The organism is Alteromonas sp. 5NW40-0090 (assembly GCF_057552975.1).
Window position 1 is genome coordinate 30,842 of sequence record NZ_BAAJLT010000019.1, and the last position, 15,947, is coordinate 46,788.

General features: G+C 43.3%; 13 protein-coding genes. 7 read left to right on the plus strand and 6 right to left on the minus strand.

Annotated elements, in window-relative coordinates; translation table 11 throughout:
* The first annotated feature begins 28 nt into the window (after positions 1-28).
* From AC27KT_RS19500 to AC27KT_RS19510, 3 genes are read left to right on the plus strand one after another with little or no spacing between them, the layout of a single operon-like run.
* Entirely contained in the window at positions 29-1,852 is a 1,824-nt protein-coding gene (locus AC27KT_RS19500; protein ID WP_487132720.1) for an assimilatory sulfite reductase (NADPH) flavoprotein subunit, read from the plus strand.
* Positions 1,852-3,573, plus strand: a complete 1,722-nt coding sequence (cysI, locus tag AC27KT_RS19505; RefSeq protein WP_487132722.1) for an assimilatory sulfite reductase (NADPH) hemoprotein subunit — start codon at positions 1,852-1,854, stop codon at positions 3,571-3,573. The genes AC27KT_RS19500 and cysI overlap by 1 nt, the downstream gene beginning before the upstream one ends.
* Positions 3,563-4,309, plus strand: coding sequence for a phosphoadenylyl-sulfate reductase (locus AC27KT_RS19510; RefSeq protein WP_487132724.1), 747 nt, complete (start codon positions 3,563-3,565; stop codon positions 4,307-4,309). Before cysI ends, AC27KT_RS19510 begins: the two co-directional genes overlap by 11 nt.
* Here AC27KT_RS19510 and AC27KT_RS19515 read toward each other — a convergent pair.
* Positions 4,306-5,211, minus strand: a complete 906-nt coding sequence (locus AC27KT_RS19515) for a TIGR03899 family protein (RefSeq protein WP_487132726.1) — start codon at positions 5,209-5,211, stop codon at positions 4,306-4,308. The genes AC27KT_RS19510 and AC27KT_RS19515 overlap by 4 nt on opposite strands.
* Positions 5,212-5,354: 143 nt before the next feature.
* Here AC27KT_RS19515 and AC27KT_RS19520 point away from each other — a divergent pair, with 143 nt between their 5' ends.
* Complete coding sequence (locus tag AC27KT_RS19520; protein WP_487132728.1) at positions 5,355-7,580, plus strand: bifunctional diguanylate cyclase/phosphodiesterase; 2,226 nt, start codon at positions 5,355-5,357, stop codon at positions 7,578-7,580.
* Here AC27KT_RS19520 and AC27KT_RS19525 read toward each other — a convergent pair.
* On the minus strand, positions 7,577-8,155 hold the full coding sequence (locus AC27KT_RS19525) for a uracil-DNA glycosylase family protein (protein WP_487132731.1): 579 nt from the start codon (positions 8,153-8,155) through the stop codon (positions 7,577-7,579). The genes AC27KT_RS19520 and AC27KT_RS19525 overlap by 4 nt on opposite strands.
* A 114-nt stretch (positions 8,156-8,269) precedes the next feature.
* On the opposite strand from AC27KT_RS19525, the gene AC27KT_RS19530 reads away from it, so the two are divergent.
* On the plus strand, positions 8,270-8,575 hold the full coding sequence (locus tag AC27KT_RS19530) for a hypothetical protein (RefSeq protein ID WP_014950713.1): 306 nt from the start codon (positions 8,270-8,272) through the stop codon (positions 8,573-8,575).
* A 56-nt stretch (positions 8,576-8,631) separates the two neighbouring features.
* On the opposite strand, the gene sthA is transcribed toward AC27KT_RS19530, so the two are convergent.
* Both sthA and AC27KT_RS19540 read right to left on the minus strand, forming a co-directional pair.
* The gene (gene sthA, locus AC27KT_RS19535; protein ID WP_462586381.1) at positions 8,632-10,053 is read right to left on the minus strand and encodes a Si-specific NAD(P)(+) transhydrogenase; all 1,422 of its coding nucleotides are present in this window, start codon (positions 10,051-10,053) and stop codon (positions 8,632-8,634) included.
* Between the two features lie 238 nt (positions 10,054-10,291).
* Entirely contained in the window at positions 10,292-11,419 is a 1,128-nt protein-coding gene (locus AC27KT_RS19540; RefSeq protein ID WP_039216323.1) for an acyl-CoA desaturase, read from the minus strand.
* A gap of 340 nt (positions 11,420-11,759) precedes the next feature.
* Between AC27KT_RS19540 and fabR the strand changes: the two genes are divergently transcribed.
* Complete coding sequence (fabR, locus tag AC27KT_RS19545) at positions 11,760-12,353, plus strand: HTH-type transcriptional repressor FabR (RefSeq protein WP_423078933.1); 594 nt, start codon at positions 11,760-11,762, stop codon at positions 12,351-12,353.
* A gap of 78 nt (positions 12,354-12,431) precedes the next feature.
* Here fabR and trmA read toward each other — a convergent pair whose 3' ends face one another.
* Positions 12,432-13,529: a tRNA (uridine(54)-C5)-methyltransferase TrmA gene (trmA, locus tag AC27KT_RS19550; RefSeq protein ID WP_487132734.1), complete on the minus strand. Its 1,098-nt coding sequence runs from the start codon at positions 13,527-13,529 to the stop codon at positions 12,432-12,434.
* Positions 13,530-13,704: 175 nt separating this feature from the next.
* On the opposite strand from trmA, the gene AC27KT_RS19555 reads away from it, so the two are divergent.
* Positions 13,705-15,021, plus strand: a complete 1,317-nt coding sequence (locus AC27KT_RS19555) for a DUF5610 domain-containing protein (protein ID WP_487132736.1) — start codon at positions 13,705-13,707, stop codon at positions 15,019-15,021.
* Between the two features lie 76 nt (positions 15,022-15,097).
* On the opposite strand, the gene AC27KT_RS19560 is transcribed toward AC27KT_RS19555, so the two are convergent.
* The gene (locus tag AC27KT_RS19560; protein ID WP_487132738.1) at positions 15,098-15,562 is read right to left on the minus strand and encodes an RNA recognition motif domain-containing protein; all 465 of its coding nucleotides are present in this window, start codon (positions 15,560-15,562) and stop codon (positions 15,098-15,100) included.
* Between the last annotated feature and the right edge of the window lie 385 nt (positions 15,563-15,947).

The following is a 15,947-nucleotide window of genomic DNA, read 5'->3' on the forward strand; positions in this document are numbered from 1 at the left end:
AGCGCCATTGATAAAAGGCTAAAAGACTATGTCACAAGATTCTAATTCGAACACAGCGCCAGGCGCGGTATTAAACGAACAGCAGTGGAATGCAATTACGCAAGCTATTGCAGGCTTAAATCGTGATCAACTTACTTGGGTGAGTGGCTATGCTGCAGGCATGGCGGCTGCGCAAGGCGGCTCGGTTGCCCCTGCGTTACAAAGCGCGCCAGCCGTAGCGGGTGATGCGCCAACGCTAACTATTCTGTATGGCTCACAAACGGGTAATGCGAAAGGTGTAGCTGCGCAATGTCAAGCCAAAGCAGAGGAAGCCGGATTTAACAGTAAGCTGGTTAGCATGGCTGATTACAAGCCTCGTAACTTAAAAGCTGAAACTCACGTGGCGGTATTTGTAAGTACCCACGGCGAAGGCGATGCACCTGATGATGCCATCGAGCTGCACGAATTTTTAGCGGGTAAAAAAGCTCCCAAGCTTGCCAGCACCAAATATGCCGTTTTGGGGTTAGGTGACAGCAGTTACGAATTTTTCTGCCAAACGGGTAAAGATTTTGATGAGCGTTTAGGTAAGCTTGGTGGCAAATCTATCGTTGAGCGTTTGGATTGTGATGTTGATTATGAAGCTGAAGCCGAAGCATGGCTAAACAAGCTTATTGAATCATTAAAAGATGATTTTAGCGCTGCCCCACAGACTGCGGTAGCGGCGCAAACTGGTGCTGCAGTACAAGGCGTAGCAGCGCAAACTTACACCAAAAAAGCACCGTTTAAAGCAACGTTAATCGACGCACAGAAGATTACGGGGCGCGATTCAGTTAAAGATATCCGTCACATCGAAATTAGCCTTGAAGATAGCGGAATTACCTACAAGCCAGGTGACGCGCTAGGTGTTTGGTTCAAGAACGCTGCTTCTTTGGTATCAGAGCTTATTAGCATTTTGTCGCTAGATGGTAATGCCGAAGTATCGGTAGGTGATGCGTCAATGTCGTTAACTGAAGCGTTAACGTCTAAGCTTGAGTTAACGCTTAGCTACCCTAATTTTATCAAGTCGTATCAGGCGGCAACAGGTTCTGAATCATTGGCTGCCTTGATGGAAGACAAAGCACAGCTGCGAACCTACATGGCTGAGCGTCAAATCATTGATATTGTGCGCGACCACCCAGGAAAGCTATCTGAACAGCAGCTAGTAGATGCATTGCGTCCATTAACACCACGCTTGTACTCAATAGCATCGAGCCAAGCTGACGTAGAAGATGAAGTGCACTTAACGGTAGCTCACGTTGACTATGAAGCGTTTGGTCACCGTCACCAAGGTGGTGCGTCTGGCTTCTTGTGCGAATATTTAGAAGAAAACGGTGAGGTAGAAGTCTTCGTTGAAAACAATGATAACTTCCGTTTACCAGCAGATCCTAACACGCCAGTGATCATGGTAGGCCCGGGTACAGGTATTGCGCCGTTTAGATCTTTCATGCAAGAGCGTGATGTGCAAGGTGCTGAAGGCAAAAATTGGTTGTTCTTTGGTAACCCTAATTTCACCCAAGATTTTCTATACCAGGTAGAGTGGCAAGGTTACGTTAAAGAGGGTCTGCTAGATAAAATTACACTTGCATTCTCTCGTGATCAAGAAGAAAAAGTATATGTTCAGCACCGCTTATTAGAAAACGGTAAAGAAGTGTACGAATGGCTAGAGCAGGGCGCACACTTCTATGTGTGTGGCGATGCAATGCACATGGCGAAAGATGTTGAAAACGCCCTTATTAGTATTGTGCAAGAGCACGGCGGTAAGTCTGAAGCCGATGCAAAAGCCTATGTTGTAGAGTTACGTAAAGCGAAACGTTATCAGAAGGATGTCTATTAATGAGTAACGAAAAATCACCATTTATCGTTGAGGGCAAACTGGCTGACAACGAGCGCTTGAAGCGCGAAAGTAATAACTTGCGCGGTACCATCACTACCGATCTCAAAGATGATCTTACCGGTGGTTTTACGGCTGATAACTTCCAGCTTATTCGCTTCCACGGTATGTACCAGCAAGACGACCGTGATATTCGCGCTGAGCGTGCAAAGCAAAAACTTGAGCCGCTTCACAATGTGATGTTGCGCGCGCGTCTACCGGGCGGCGTAATTACGCCCGACCAATGGTTAGCAATTGATAAGTTTGCCGCTGACCACACCATGTATGGCAGCATTCGTTTAACCACTCGTCAAACATTTCAGTTTCACGGTGTGTTAAAACCCAAAATTAAGTCCATGCACCAGATGCTAAATAAAGCAGGTATAGATTCCATTGCTACTGCGGGTGATGTAAACCGAAACGTACTGTGTACGTCAAATCCGGTTGAGTCTGAGCTTCACCTTCAGGCATTTGAATGGGCGAAAAAGATAAGTGAACACTTACTTCCTAAAACTCGCGCTTATGCTGAAATTTGGTTAGACGGCGAAAAAGTTGAGACTACTGAAAAACCTGTTGAACCTATTTTAGGTGATAACTACCTGCCGCGTAAGTTTAAAACTACCGTGGTTATTCCTCCGCAAAACGACGTAGATGTTCACGCGAACGACCTTAACTTTGTTGCGATTGCAGAAAATGGTCAGCTAGTTGGCTTTAATGTACTTGTTGGTGGCGGTCTTGCAATGACTCACGGCGACAAGAGCACGTACCCGCGCAAAGCCTCTGACTTCGGATTTATTCCACTTGAAAATACGCTAGATGTTGCCGCTGCGGTGGTAACCACACAGCGTGACTGGGGGAATCGTGTTAATCGTAAAAATGCAAAAACCAAATACACCCTAGAGCGTGTTGGCGTAGACAACTTCAAAGCTGAAGTTGAAAAACGCGCGGGCGTGACTTTCCAGGATAGCCGTCCTTACGAATTTACCGACCGTGGCGATCGCTTTGGCTGGGTTGAAGGCATTGACGGCAAGTACCACCTTACGGTATTCATTGAGAACGGTCGTATTTTAGATTACCCAGGTAAAACGCTGAAAACGGGCTGTGCAGAAATTGCCAAAATCCATAAAGGGGATTTCCGTTTAACCGCAAACCAAAATCTAATCATTGCTGGTGTTCCACCCCAGGACAAAGACAAAGTAGAAGCCTTGGCACGAGAACATGGGCTTATAGCACCTTCTATTTCTAACCAGCGATTGGACTCAATGGCCTGTGTTGCATTGCCAACTTGTCCACTGGCTATGGCAGAAGCTGAGCGTTACCTGCCAGATGCTGTTACCGAGCTAGAAGGCTTACTTGCCAAACACGGGTTGGAAGAAGACAGTGTTATCTTCCGCGTAACTGGCTGCCCGAATGGCTGTGGTCGCGCCATGTTATCTGAAGTTGGCTTAGTAGGTAAGGGCCCAGGCAAGTACAACTTGCACTTAGGCGGAAACCGAGAAGGTACACGTATTCCACGTATGTATCGAGAAAACATTAGCGAACAGGAAATCATGGCTGAATTAGATACGTTACTTAGTCAATGGGCCAAAGAGCGTGAATCTGGTGAAGCGTTTGGTGATTATGTCGTTCGCGCTGGTGTTGTAAAACCAGTAGTAGACTCCGCACGGGATTTCTATGACGAATAATACAGCAGAAAAGCAGCAGCCACTTACGCTTGATATCAGCAAGGAAGACCTTGCTGATATCAACGATATGTTGGAAAAAATGACAGCGCAAGAGCGAGTCGCTTGGGCGCTGGTTAACTTGCCGGATACCCACATCGTGTCTTCGAGTTTCGGAGCGCAGTCCGCAGTTATGCTGCATATGCTAACTCAAGCACAACCGGATATTCCCGTTGTGCTTACCGATACCGGGTATCTGTTTCCAGAAACCTATAAGTTTATTGATGAGCTAGTCGAAAAGCTTAATTTAAACTTACACGTTTATAGCGCAGAAATGTCATCTGCTTGGCAGGAAGCTAGATTTGGCAGACTTTGGGAGCAAGGCATCGACGGTATTGAAAAATACAACAAGATGAACAAAGTTGAGCCAATGCAGCGTGCATTACGTGATCTAAAAGCAGGTACGTGGTTTGCGGGGTTGCGAAGAAGTCAATCTGATACTCGTGGCAAGCTGCCTGTTTTACAAAAAGTAGGTCAGCAGTTCAAGTTGTATCCGATTATCGATTGGAGTAATAAAGACCTTCACTATTATCTTAAAGACAACAACCTGTCTTATCACCCGCTGTGGGAACAAGGTTATGTTTCAATTGGTGACTGGCACACAACCCAATCGCTTCAAGAAGGAATGAGTGAACAAGATACCCGTTTCTTTGGTTTGAAGCGCGAATGTGGATTACATGAGTTTGGTGACGGTATTTAACTTATGTTGAATACCTCACTCAATACTTGCTTGATTTCTTGTAGATACGTTTCGTTAGTAGACTTAGTCACTAGTTTATAAAGCTCGCTACCCACTGACGTAAATTTATAATAAACCAATGCGACTCCCGGCGCTTTACATGTGAGTGTTATGTTCTCATTAACACATCGCCAAGTAACCTGCTGCCCTTCAGAGTACTCTGCACTCTCGATTTCACTGGCATAGATCAATTTCATTTCTTGCAGAGAGAGTATATCAGGGTAACTGAGGCCAACAGAGGCTAAGTTTATTTGCTCTGGAATGGGCTTTTTAAGGAACGATAAAAGACCCTTGCGCTTATGATACCCTACCAATATGCGCGGAACGGTATCATTACTCTTTCGACTCGCTATGTTAACTGCTTTGTTAAATACCTTTGCATCTCTGTGAGTGAGTGTCTTAAGTAGCTGCAGAGTACGTAGTGAAAAGCTGCCTGGGCGCGCTACTTCCACGGCAAAAATCTTGCCCCACAATTCCTGCATTGGTGGGCTATAAATCTCTTCAGCCATCGTACTAAATGCAAAAAACCAGTCAGGATCAAGATTATCGTTAGTTTGTTCGTTGATTGAGACATTTAGTGCTATATTTAGAACTGCTTGAAGATTGCTCGCTTTTTGGGTTTCTAGAATTTGTTTTCTTCGTTCTAAGGCGTGTTTTTGCTTTTTAGGATCGGGAGACAACATGGAAGGGCTAATTCCCACTCTAGCGAACCACGTTAGCATGCGTTGGCGACTTGCATCGGTTGGTGTGGAGTTTGCTACCTTCTCAGCTGCAGGTTGGCTAGTCGCTGCTATTGTGCCATTGACTTCTGTGTTCTGAGTTTTTTTAATCTCAGGAGAAATGTGCTGAGGTGTTATCTTCATGTTTGTTTAAATAAAATGAATGTAAATTAGCGTGTACCATGTGAGCACTATTGCATTGCGTAACCCATTTATCAATGTAATCGTCTCTTTAATACAGCAAGTGATGCATTCTTGTTTGGTATGTATCGAGGAAATGAGCGGTAATGTCGGCAATGGATTACGATAACGACGAGTTAGTTTTTTTAGACGATGATGGTTCAGATGAAGAGCAGATTTTACTCGGTAAAGACTGGAATATTCTTATTGTCGATGATGATGAAGAGATTCACACGGTAACGCGCCTTGCGCTGTCTGACCTTATCGTAAATGATCGAAAGTTAAACTTCGTCCACGCTTATTCTGCAAAACAGGCAAAAGAGAAGCTCCATGAGCATGGTAACAGTATTGCCATCATTCTACTTGATGTTGTGATGGAAACTGACGATGCTGGCTTCGAAGTTGTTAAATACATTCGCAAAGATATGAAGCTCTTCGAGCCTCGTATAATACTGCGTACAGGACAACCAGGGTATGCTCCAGAAGAGCAGGTCATTAAAGTTTACGATATTAATGACTACAAAACGAAAACAGAACTTACCCGCGCTAAACTACTTACGACCATTATCTCCTCACTTCGCTCCTACCAGCAGATTATCACCATAAGCCAAAGTCGTGCTGGCTTAGAAAAGATTATTACGTCCTCGGCTAATTTATTTGAAGAACATTCAGTTAAAGAATTCTGCGAAGGGGTGGTTACCCAAATCAGTTCTTTAATCGGGCTCGATTCTGAAGGTCTGTTATGCGCTAGAGCAGGATCATTGTTAGACAGAGAGGACGAACAAGTATATGTACTCGGTGCCGCTGGGGAGTATGCCAAATTTATTAATCACCCTGTTGTAGATGTCAAAAATAGCGAAATTGAAGAGAATGTGAATCGCTGTTTACGCCTTAAAAAGCACGTCTTTGAGCCTAGTTGTTCCGTGCTTTTTATAAGTCGAGCGGGCTTTGAAGCAGCGGTTTACGTTAAGCAAACGCACGAGATTAGTGAGTTAGATAAAAACTTACTAGAAGTTTTTCTATCCAGTATCTCTGTGGGTTATGAAAACGTTAATCTTTTTCATGAGCTAAGAAATGCTGCGTTTAGAGATTGGTTAACGCGTTTACCTAACCGCAACGAGTTTATCAACATGCTAGATAAACCTCATATATTCGCTGATGAAAATTATACGGTCGCTCTTATCGACGTGAATCACTTTTCAGATATCAATGACGGTCTTGGACAAGAGGCAGGGAATGAGCTTTTACGAGCAATTAGCGAACGCTTTCAATCTTCTCTAGATGCCAAGGTTCAAAAGGGGCGTATAGGTGCCGACGTGTTCGGGCTAATTGGTCCAGATGAATTAGTTTGCCCCAAATCAATCAACAAGATTTTTCAGTCTTCATTCACAGTCGGTGATCACACACTTCCGGTGAATATAACACTTGGATTGTGCAAGTTAGATAATAAACGCCACATCGGAATTGAGATATTAAAACGCACGAATATTGCGTTAAACCGTGCTAAGAAAAATCTGACAGATAACTTCGAATACTACGCCAAAGATATTGAAGATCAGACCACTTGGCGTCTAGATATGATTCGCCGACTTCGCAGTGACTTTGCGGCACGGAAGTTACAGCTTTGGTTTCAACCGCAAGTGGATTTACTTAGTGAAAAAGTGGTTGGGATGGAAGGTCTGTTGCGCTGGCCGGATGGCGATGGTGGCTATATTTCCCCAGCTGTTTTTGTACCACTAGCTGAATATTCAGGCCTTATTGTTGATATCGGTGAATGGGTATTAGAAGAATCATGCCGCCGCCTACAGCAGCTGAAGGAAAAAGGTTTTGGGCATCTTCGAGTAGCGGTTAATATTTCTATTCCGCAGTTTCGCGACAGGTTATTTGTGGAGAAAGTAAAACAAGCACTTTCCAAAGCTAACTGCGACCCGAGCTTATTAGAGCTCGAAATAACAGAGAGTGTGGTGATGGATGAACCACAAATTGTTATTGATGCATTGCGTGTACTAAAAGAATTCGGCGTTAAAATAGCCATTGATGACTTTGGAACAGGTTTTTCCTCCATGAGTTATCTACAGCAGCTACCGCTAGACCGGCTAAAGGTTGATCGTTCATTCGTTAAAGATATTAAGCCAGGCGCAAGTGCAGTGTTAGCTGAAACCATAGTTACGCTGGGTAACAAGCTAGGCTTACTGACTATTGCTGAAGGCGTGGAAAAAAGAGAGCAGGCAAGTTACATGATAAAGCTCGGTTGTGATGAGGCCCAGGGCTACTTATACGCGAAGCCCATGCCGTTCGACGCGCTTTTAGCGTTTTTTGAAGAGCACGATTAAACTTTCATTACAGACTCTATAGTGTCTCGCAACTTGGGAAGGATATCTAATTCAAACCAAGGATTTTTAGCGAGCCACCTGTTGTTTCTACCAGACGGATGGGGCAGTACGAAATGTGTTTCAGTCGGACTGCGTACTGCTTCAGTTAACGTTTTGTGTTGCGGTAAATAATACTGTTGCGAGTAACGTCCCACGTAAAGCGTTACTTTAGGTTTTAAATGAAGAAGAAAGTCATTATGCCAAGCGGGGGCACATTCTTTTCTTGGCGGGGCATCGGCTCCATTTTTATAACCTGGAAAGCAGAATCCCATTGGCAGAACCGAAATTAAGCGTGGGTTATAAAAGATCTCCCTCGAGACAGACAACCAATCGCGTAACCGATCCCCGCTGGGATCATCAAACGCAATGGTACGTTCATGAGCTTTCAACCCCGGAGCTTGCCCAATAATAAGCACCTTAGTTGATGGTGCGGTGCTAAATATGGGGTTGGGTTGATGCGGTAGGTGAGGGGCACACAGTCTACAATTTCTCGCTTTAACCACCAATGCATCGTGGCCTTTCACATTTTTCTCCAAATATTTCTCTTTGTCATACTTTTGTCACAAAACTATGATCTCAGTTTGACTATCATATGTATATACAGTATGTTTAATAGTGACAGTAGTAGACTGTAACACAGGAGAAGAAACATGCGTAAAGTAGTACTAACCCTAGCTCTATCAGCGGCCTTTGGTATTGCGCATGCGGAATCTGGTGATAACCAGCTTTTCGATTGCATGGATGCGAAAACATTCGAAATGAATAACCAATGTATGTCTGACAAAATCGGCAATAACATTCGTTTCCGTGATGCACAAGCAAAGTTGATTGACATTGCAAGCGACAGTCAGGGTGACTACGCCATTGCAACAATGACATTCGATCAAGAAAATATGCACATCGACATCGTAGCACATAAAGACTCGCTTAACGCGCTTGCTGCGAACCGTAACTAATTTCTTAGTAAACGCATATTAAGCCGGCGACAATTTCGCCGGCTTTTTTGTGCTTGCTAGAAAATCCTATTCAGCCCATTAATAGCAGCAACTCGATAAGCTTCGGCCATGGTCGGGTAGTTAAATGTGGTGTTAACGAAGTAGTCTATGGTATTCCCTTCGCCTTTTTGCTGCATGATGGCTTGGCCGATGTGAACAATCTCGGAGGCACGTTCGCCGAAACAATGAATACCCAAGATTTCTTTTGTTTCACGATGGAATAAGATTTTCAAACTTCCTGTCTGCGTAGACGCAATTTGCGCTCTGGCCAAATGTTTGAACTGGGCTCTTCCCACTTCATAAGGCACTTTTGCTGCGGTAAGTTCTTGCTCGGTTTTTCCTACAGAACTGATTTCCGGAATGGTATAAATACCAGAGGGTATATCTTCTACCAACGCCGAATGCGTTTTTATGCCAAGCATAGCTTCCGCGGCAAAACGACCTTGGTTGTAAGCTGCAGATGCTAAGCTTGGATAACCAATCACATCACCGACCGCAAAGACATTGTCTACGTCGGTCTGATAATTTTCATTCACTCTAAGCTGACCTCTTCCATCAGCTTTCAAACCAATATTTTCGAGTTTAAGTGTATCTGTATTACCCGTTCTTCCGTTAGCAAACAGAAGACAATCTGCACGCATGCGCTTGCCCGACTCTAAGTTTAAAATAACCGAGTCATCGGTAGCCTCAACCGAAGAATAGGCTTCATTGTGACGAATGAGTACGCCATTGTTCCACAGATGATAACTGAGCGCGTCAGAGATCTCGTCATCTAGGAAAGATAAAAGTCGATCGCGCATGTTTACCAGATCAACTTTGACACCTAAACCTCTGAAGATGCTGGCATATTCGGAGCCGATTACCCCTGCACCATAAATTATGATGGACTTGGGATCGTGATTTAAAGATAAGATTGTGTCTGAGTTGTATATTCGAGGATGGCTAAAGTCGATGTCTTTAGGGCAATAGGGGCGTGAACCTGTTGCGATAGCAATTTGACCGGCAGTGACTGTGTCTTTCGAGCCATCTTTACGGGTTATCTCTAACGTATGCGCATCTACGAAGCTGGCCTCACCGTGGAAAAGCGTTACGCGGTTTCTATCGTAGAATGAAGAACGAAGTCTAGTTTGGCTTTTTACCACACCGCTAGCATGTCGCATGATGTCTGAGAACGTAAGACTCTTACTCAAGTGGTTATCGGCAAACAAGGGAGAAGAGTTATATTCAATAAGACGACTTACTGAGTGACGAAGGGCTTTCGATGGAATGGTTCCCCAATGGGTACAACCCCCTCCCACTGCCTCGTAGCGCTCAACAACCGCCACTTTTTTTCCGGCTTTGGCAAGCTGCATTGCAACACCTTCTCCACCAGGACCTGTGCCGATAACTATTGCGTCATAGTGATATGATGGAGCTTTTGTTTTTTGCTTCGTTGCCATGTTACCTTCCCGTATTATTACTTCTATGATGTGGCGTCTGAAATCACAGTAACCGCCATAATTCAGTCTATGATGTAGCTTGAATATCTAACTCAGAATAAAGCTAAGTTTTTATCCCAACCTTACAAACTTCAGTATAACTACCTTACTTGAAGTGTCATTCCAACTATAGATCAAAAAAAACCACATAAGCATAGACTTATGTGGTTTTCTACGAATACAAGGGTAAAGAAAATAATTACGCCATTTGAAGCGACAAACTCTGCAATTGTGTCCATTTTTCTTTCTGAACAGCAAAGGCGTGTTTTAGCTCTTTATATTTATATGCAAGCTCAAGCCCTTCAATACTCCGCTTTAAGGTGCGTTGCTTAACGCGCATCACGCGTTTTTTCGTGGCATAGTATTCACTCATACGCTGCATCAACAAGTCGTACTCTTCTTGAATAGTGTGCATCATTTCTTCCGCGTTCGGCAGTAGTGATACTTTTTCACTTGCCCTTTGAAGCTGCATCGCCGCAAGGGCTTTTTCGATGCGCTCTTCAGGTACCTTGCGAAGGTTCGACGTCAAACCTACAAAAGACAGGCCTCTGATTAGCCACTTGGTAGGATCGAACTGGTACCAGCGAATGCCATTCCGATAATCGTACTCAAAAATATGGTGGTAATTGTGGTAGCCCTCACCAAAGGTAAAGAATGCAAGTATGCCGTTATCGCGAGCGGTATTCTTGTCTGTATATGGCTGACTACCCCAGAAGTGAGCAAGGGAATTAATGAAAAAGGTTACGTGGTGGACTAGCACTAGTCGAAGTACGCCGGCTACCAAAATCATGCCCATCACGTCGCCGTTAAGATAACCCAACAAACCAGTAATTCCAAAGTTAGCTGCGAGTACAATAGGTAAGTAGTACTTATGCTGCCACATCACCACGCTATCTTTTTGTAGATCTTTACAGTTGCTGTAATCGTCGTAACGCTTAGCTTGATACTCGCGTAACATCCAGCCAATGTGCGCAAACCAAAGCCCTTTCTTTGCAGAGTAGGGGTCTTTGTCGTTGTCATCTACATGGCGATGGTGAATGCGATGATCTGACGACCAGTGCAAAATACTATTTTGCAGGGCCATTGCCCCACCAATCGCTAATACGACGCGAACTACAATGTTGGCATCGTAGGTTTTATGCGACCATAAGCGGTGATACCCAGCAGTTATCGACATACCGGTGAAATAGAATAGGAATATAGCGGTACCGATTTCTGCCCAATCGATACCCTGATATGCCACCCAAAGCGGCACACCTATAAATGCAATTGCGCCTGATATTATAAACACCAGCACATTCGTTAGGATAAGAGGAGGTTTTTTCATTTTATACAACTTGGCTTACAACTGTTCGCTAATTTATCGTTTTACGAGGCTTCAGGCAAGCAAAACTCAGATTAGTTCTGCTTACATGTGTAAAGTTTAATTATAGCCAAATGTAGTCAAAACACAGATAAAACGTGACTAAAACTGCTTAACCTTTGTTTATTAAAGAGATGATTTTGTTTCTCTTTCCCGATGAGTAGATGTTGAGATAAACTATGCATGCTAGTCTTTGATGTACAAGGTTCGATTGCGTTAATGGTTATTCAGATGACGTTGAGAGTAGTCTTTAAAGTCAAAAAATCATCAGGCCATTGAAAGTTAATGAACACAGGGTGCAAACGTGAGCCGTCAAGAACAGAAATTAAAAACCCGCCAAAATATCATCCATGCTGCATTTTCGTTGTTGGACGAAAACCGTAGTTTATCGGCAATTAGCTTGCGCGAAGTTGCCCGAGAAGCAGGCATTGCTCCCACGTCGTTTTATCGGCATTTTAAAGATATGGATGAATTGGGTTTAACGTTGGTGGATGAAGCGGGTTTAGCGCTTCGTCAGCTTATGCGCCAAGCAAGAAGACGTATTGCTTCAGGTGGTGGCGTCATTCATACCTCTGTTGAAACCTTCATGGAATTCATCGCGGCAAACACAAACGTATTTCGTTTATTATTACGCGAGCATACCGGTACATCATCTGCCTACCGACTAGCAGTATTCAGAGAAATTCAACATTTCATCGATGAACTTACTGACTACATTATCGAACAGCAAGGTGTAGAATATGCCTGTGCGCAGCTCCAAGCTGACGCTATGGTAAGGCTTGTATTCAGTGCTGGAGCCGAGGCATTAGAGGCTGATGATAAACTCCGCCGAGAAATAGGTGAGAGAGTGAAAGCGCAACTCCGCTTTGTTCAAGTAGGCGCTACTCAAAAAGCCTAGCGCGGAAAAGAATTTACAGTATAAAGTGTTCTTCCACATTATATTTCAGTGTGAGCTTTTTCCTTACTTACACGCAAACTAGCTTTTGCGTGTAAGTAAAACGCCAGCCTCAATATGATGAGTAAACGGGAATTGATCGAAAAGCGCAGACTGCGCCACATTATGAGTTTCGCTTAAAAGCTCAAGATTCTGCGCCAAAGTTTCGGGGTTACACGAGATATATACTATATTATCGTAATCCTGAATCATTCTTAGTGAATCTTCATCTAATCCAGCTCTTGGAGGGTCGACCAATACAGTGGTGAAATTATAAGTGCTTAAATCTATGCCTTCTAAGCGACTAAACGTGCGTTCTCCCTTCATAGCCTGTGTAAATTCTTCGGCCGCTAACCTTACAATTTTTACATTGCTCAGCTCATTTTGCTCAATATTAAATTGTGCAGCCTGGACCGAAGGCTTAGCTATTTCTGTACCCACCACATTATCAAAGTGAAGTGCTAACGGCAGTGAAAAGTTTCCGGCACCGCAATACATTTCCAGTAAGTCCCCAGAGAGCGGCTTTACACAATCTAGCGCCCATTCAATCATTTTGCAGTTCACCTCAGCATTAGGCTGGGTGAAACTATTTTCTATATGTTTGAAAACGAACTCTTTACCGTTTACAGGTAAACGCTCAATCACAAAATCGCTGTCGATAATGAGTTTTTGTTTTCTAGCGCGACCAATGATGTTTACTTTGGGAAAGTGAGTCTCGAGTGTCGCTTTTAACTCTCTTGCAGCTTCTTCCCATTTTTCATCTAATTGGCGATGGTACAAAAGGCTAATGACAAGCTCGCCAGATAGTGCAGAGAGATAATCGATTTGAAAAAGTTTCTTTCTCAGTGATTCATTTGGTCTGACTTCTTCAAGCAATAGTGACATAGCATCGTTTATTGTTTTACAAGCAGGAGGGAAACTATCTACGCGATACTTCTCTTTCGTTTGCTGATTAAACATGATGTGAAATAAATCATCGCCTTCATGCCATACTCTAAATTCGGCGCGCATACGGTAGTGCGTTGGTTGCGATGGGAATACGGACAAGCCAGGCGCATTGAACGGAGAAAGCAACGCAGTAAGACGTTCTACTTTTTCGTCTAACTGAGTTTGATAGCCTTGTTGGTCGGTCGCGGTCATAAAATTCTCCAGTCACTGTTAAGGTCGCGAATTGTAGTCTCTTAGAAAATATCTGCAACAAGCGCAATCCACTACTGCACTATTATTGAGGAGCAGGTACAAAAAATTCTGTATTAAAATTAAACAATACTGATTCTTAGCCGATAATAAGAAAGAGGATAGTGAGGATCAAATTATGAACGTGGGTCAAATTAAGGCTTTCATGGGCGAGCAGAAGGTTGATCAAAAAGCAGATCAAAAGGCATCTATTCACCCGAATGAAGCATTAAAAAAACAGTTGCAGCAAGATGGATTGCAGCAAGCAGCTGAATTTTCTAAACAACAGGCGGCTTCAGTATCTGTTTCAAGTAGCCAAACTAGCATTGGCTTGCGTGTGGTAAGTAGTAGCCTTAATCAAGCCTTAGAAATAGATGGCCAAAAGCCGCAAGCAACGAAAGAGAAAAATATTGAAGAGAAGTCGAGCAGTTTGTTCGATTTTGAAAAGGTTGCCAGAAATGTACTTAAGTTTGTAGGCGGTGTTATTCGTGGAGCAGCTGATGGTGGTGCAAGCGATGAGAAGTTAAATGGTTTATTTAGCCAAGCGAGAGAAGGTGTAAGCCGAGGTTTTGCTATGGCTGAAAAAGACCTAGCGGGTTTCATGAATGAAGAGATTGAACAAGGAATGGTAAAAAGTCGCGATCTCATCGATACAGGAATAAACGATCTGGAAAGTGACATATTTGGTCGCCAGCAGCCGAACGCCGTATCACTTTCATCCTTAAACGCAGTAGCTGCATCGGATGAGAAAAGCGGGAGCTTGCTGATTCGAACTAAAGATGGGGACGAAGTGAGTTTTAGTTTTGAGAGTCTTCGCTCGTTCCAAGCGTCTCAACAACTTAACTTCCAGGCCCAAGCATCTCAGGAGCAATCAGGCGGTAGTGGTGAGCAAGGTGAAAACAATTTTTCAGCATCATACCAACAACAAACTTCTTACCAATACTATGAACGAAGCGGTATTAGTTTTTCATTGAAAGGCGAACTTGATGCAGATGAGTTGGAATCGATCGCTGATTTGGTCGGTCAAGTTCAGGATCTTGCCGATACTTTCTACAGCGGAGATATAGACAAAGCTTTCGAAGAGGCACTAAGTTTAGGCTTTGACGATAAAGAGTTGGTTGGCTATGCGTTACAGTTGAATAGGACTACGCAAACCGAAGTGTTAAAAACATACGAGAACATCCAGCATTACAACGAGGATAAAAGCGATAACGGGCAGTTTGGAAATGTGGTTAGTCCCATTGCTCAATACTTAGAGAAGATGATGGATACTTTTGCGAATGCAGAAAGCAAGCTAGAGAGTAGTGAAGACTACAATGCTTTAATAGCTGGTATTATTAACGAAATGGAAGATGTTCAGGTACCCGACCTTATATCAGCAATAAATAGATTCCGCTCATTTAACCAAACCCTGTTAGAGGGTCTTCCTCAATCTGCTGAAACTAGCGAAAGTTAGTGGTCTACCAAAATAAAAAGCCCGGAAGCAAAGCTAACCGGGCTTTTGTTGAATAACTGATACTGAGTATACAGGACTATACGTGTTCGACTTTATCCTTTGCAGGACGAACCTTAAGTGTTCGTTCCTGAAAGATTGAGTCGTTTGTCTTATCAATAACACTGTTTAGATCGTCTGTGACAACCTCGATAAAACCGTAGCCTTTTCTCTTTCCAGTTTTACGATCCTTCATTAAGCGAACCGACTGTACTTCGATAAAACTACTGAAGTACTCTTTCACCGCGTTTTCGTTTGCTCGGTATGGCAAATTACCTACATATAAAGTTTCTACTGATCCGTCATTAGAATGTGCTCTGGCATCTGAGGAAGATGAACTTTGAATAAGAGACGCTAGCCAAGGAGTAACGATACCGCTGATCAGCAGGGCTGCTGATACGGTCAATGGAACGTGGACGTTTAAACTAGCAGAAGAAAATAACAAGTAACCTGCAATTGCAAAAATAGCGCTAATAACAGCGCATTGAATAAAGCCTACTTTCATATACCTACCTTTCTATTGTTTATTATGGTGTTGGAGGCTGTATATAGTTTACTCATTTGTAACAATTTGAACAATAAAATGTGAAAAAACTAGTCTAAAGATGCATTGAGTCGATAGAAATGATGCAGAAATGAGCGGTTAACACCAAAAGTGGTGTAAAAAGCAAAAAAATCCAATTTAAGTGTTGATCTTTCTCAAGAGGTATCTATAATGCGCTCCACGTTCTGAGGGGGCTTCGAGAAAAAGAAAGCCAACTTAGCAACAAGTGCGAAACCAAGTTTTAAAGCAAATAAAAAGTTTAAAAACATGGTTGACATCGAAAATAAACGATGTAAAATGCGCACTTCACTCGAACAGGGTGAGTCACTAAGAAGCAACGGCTTCG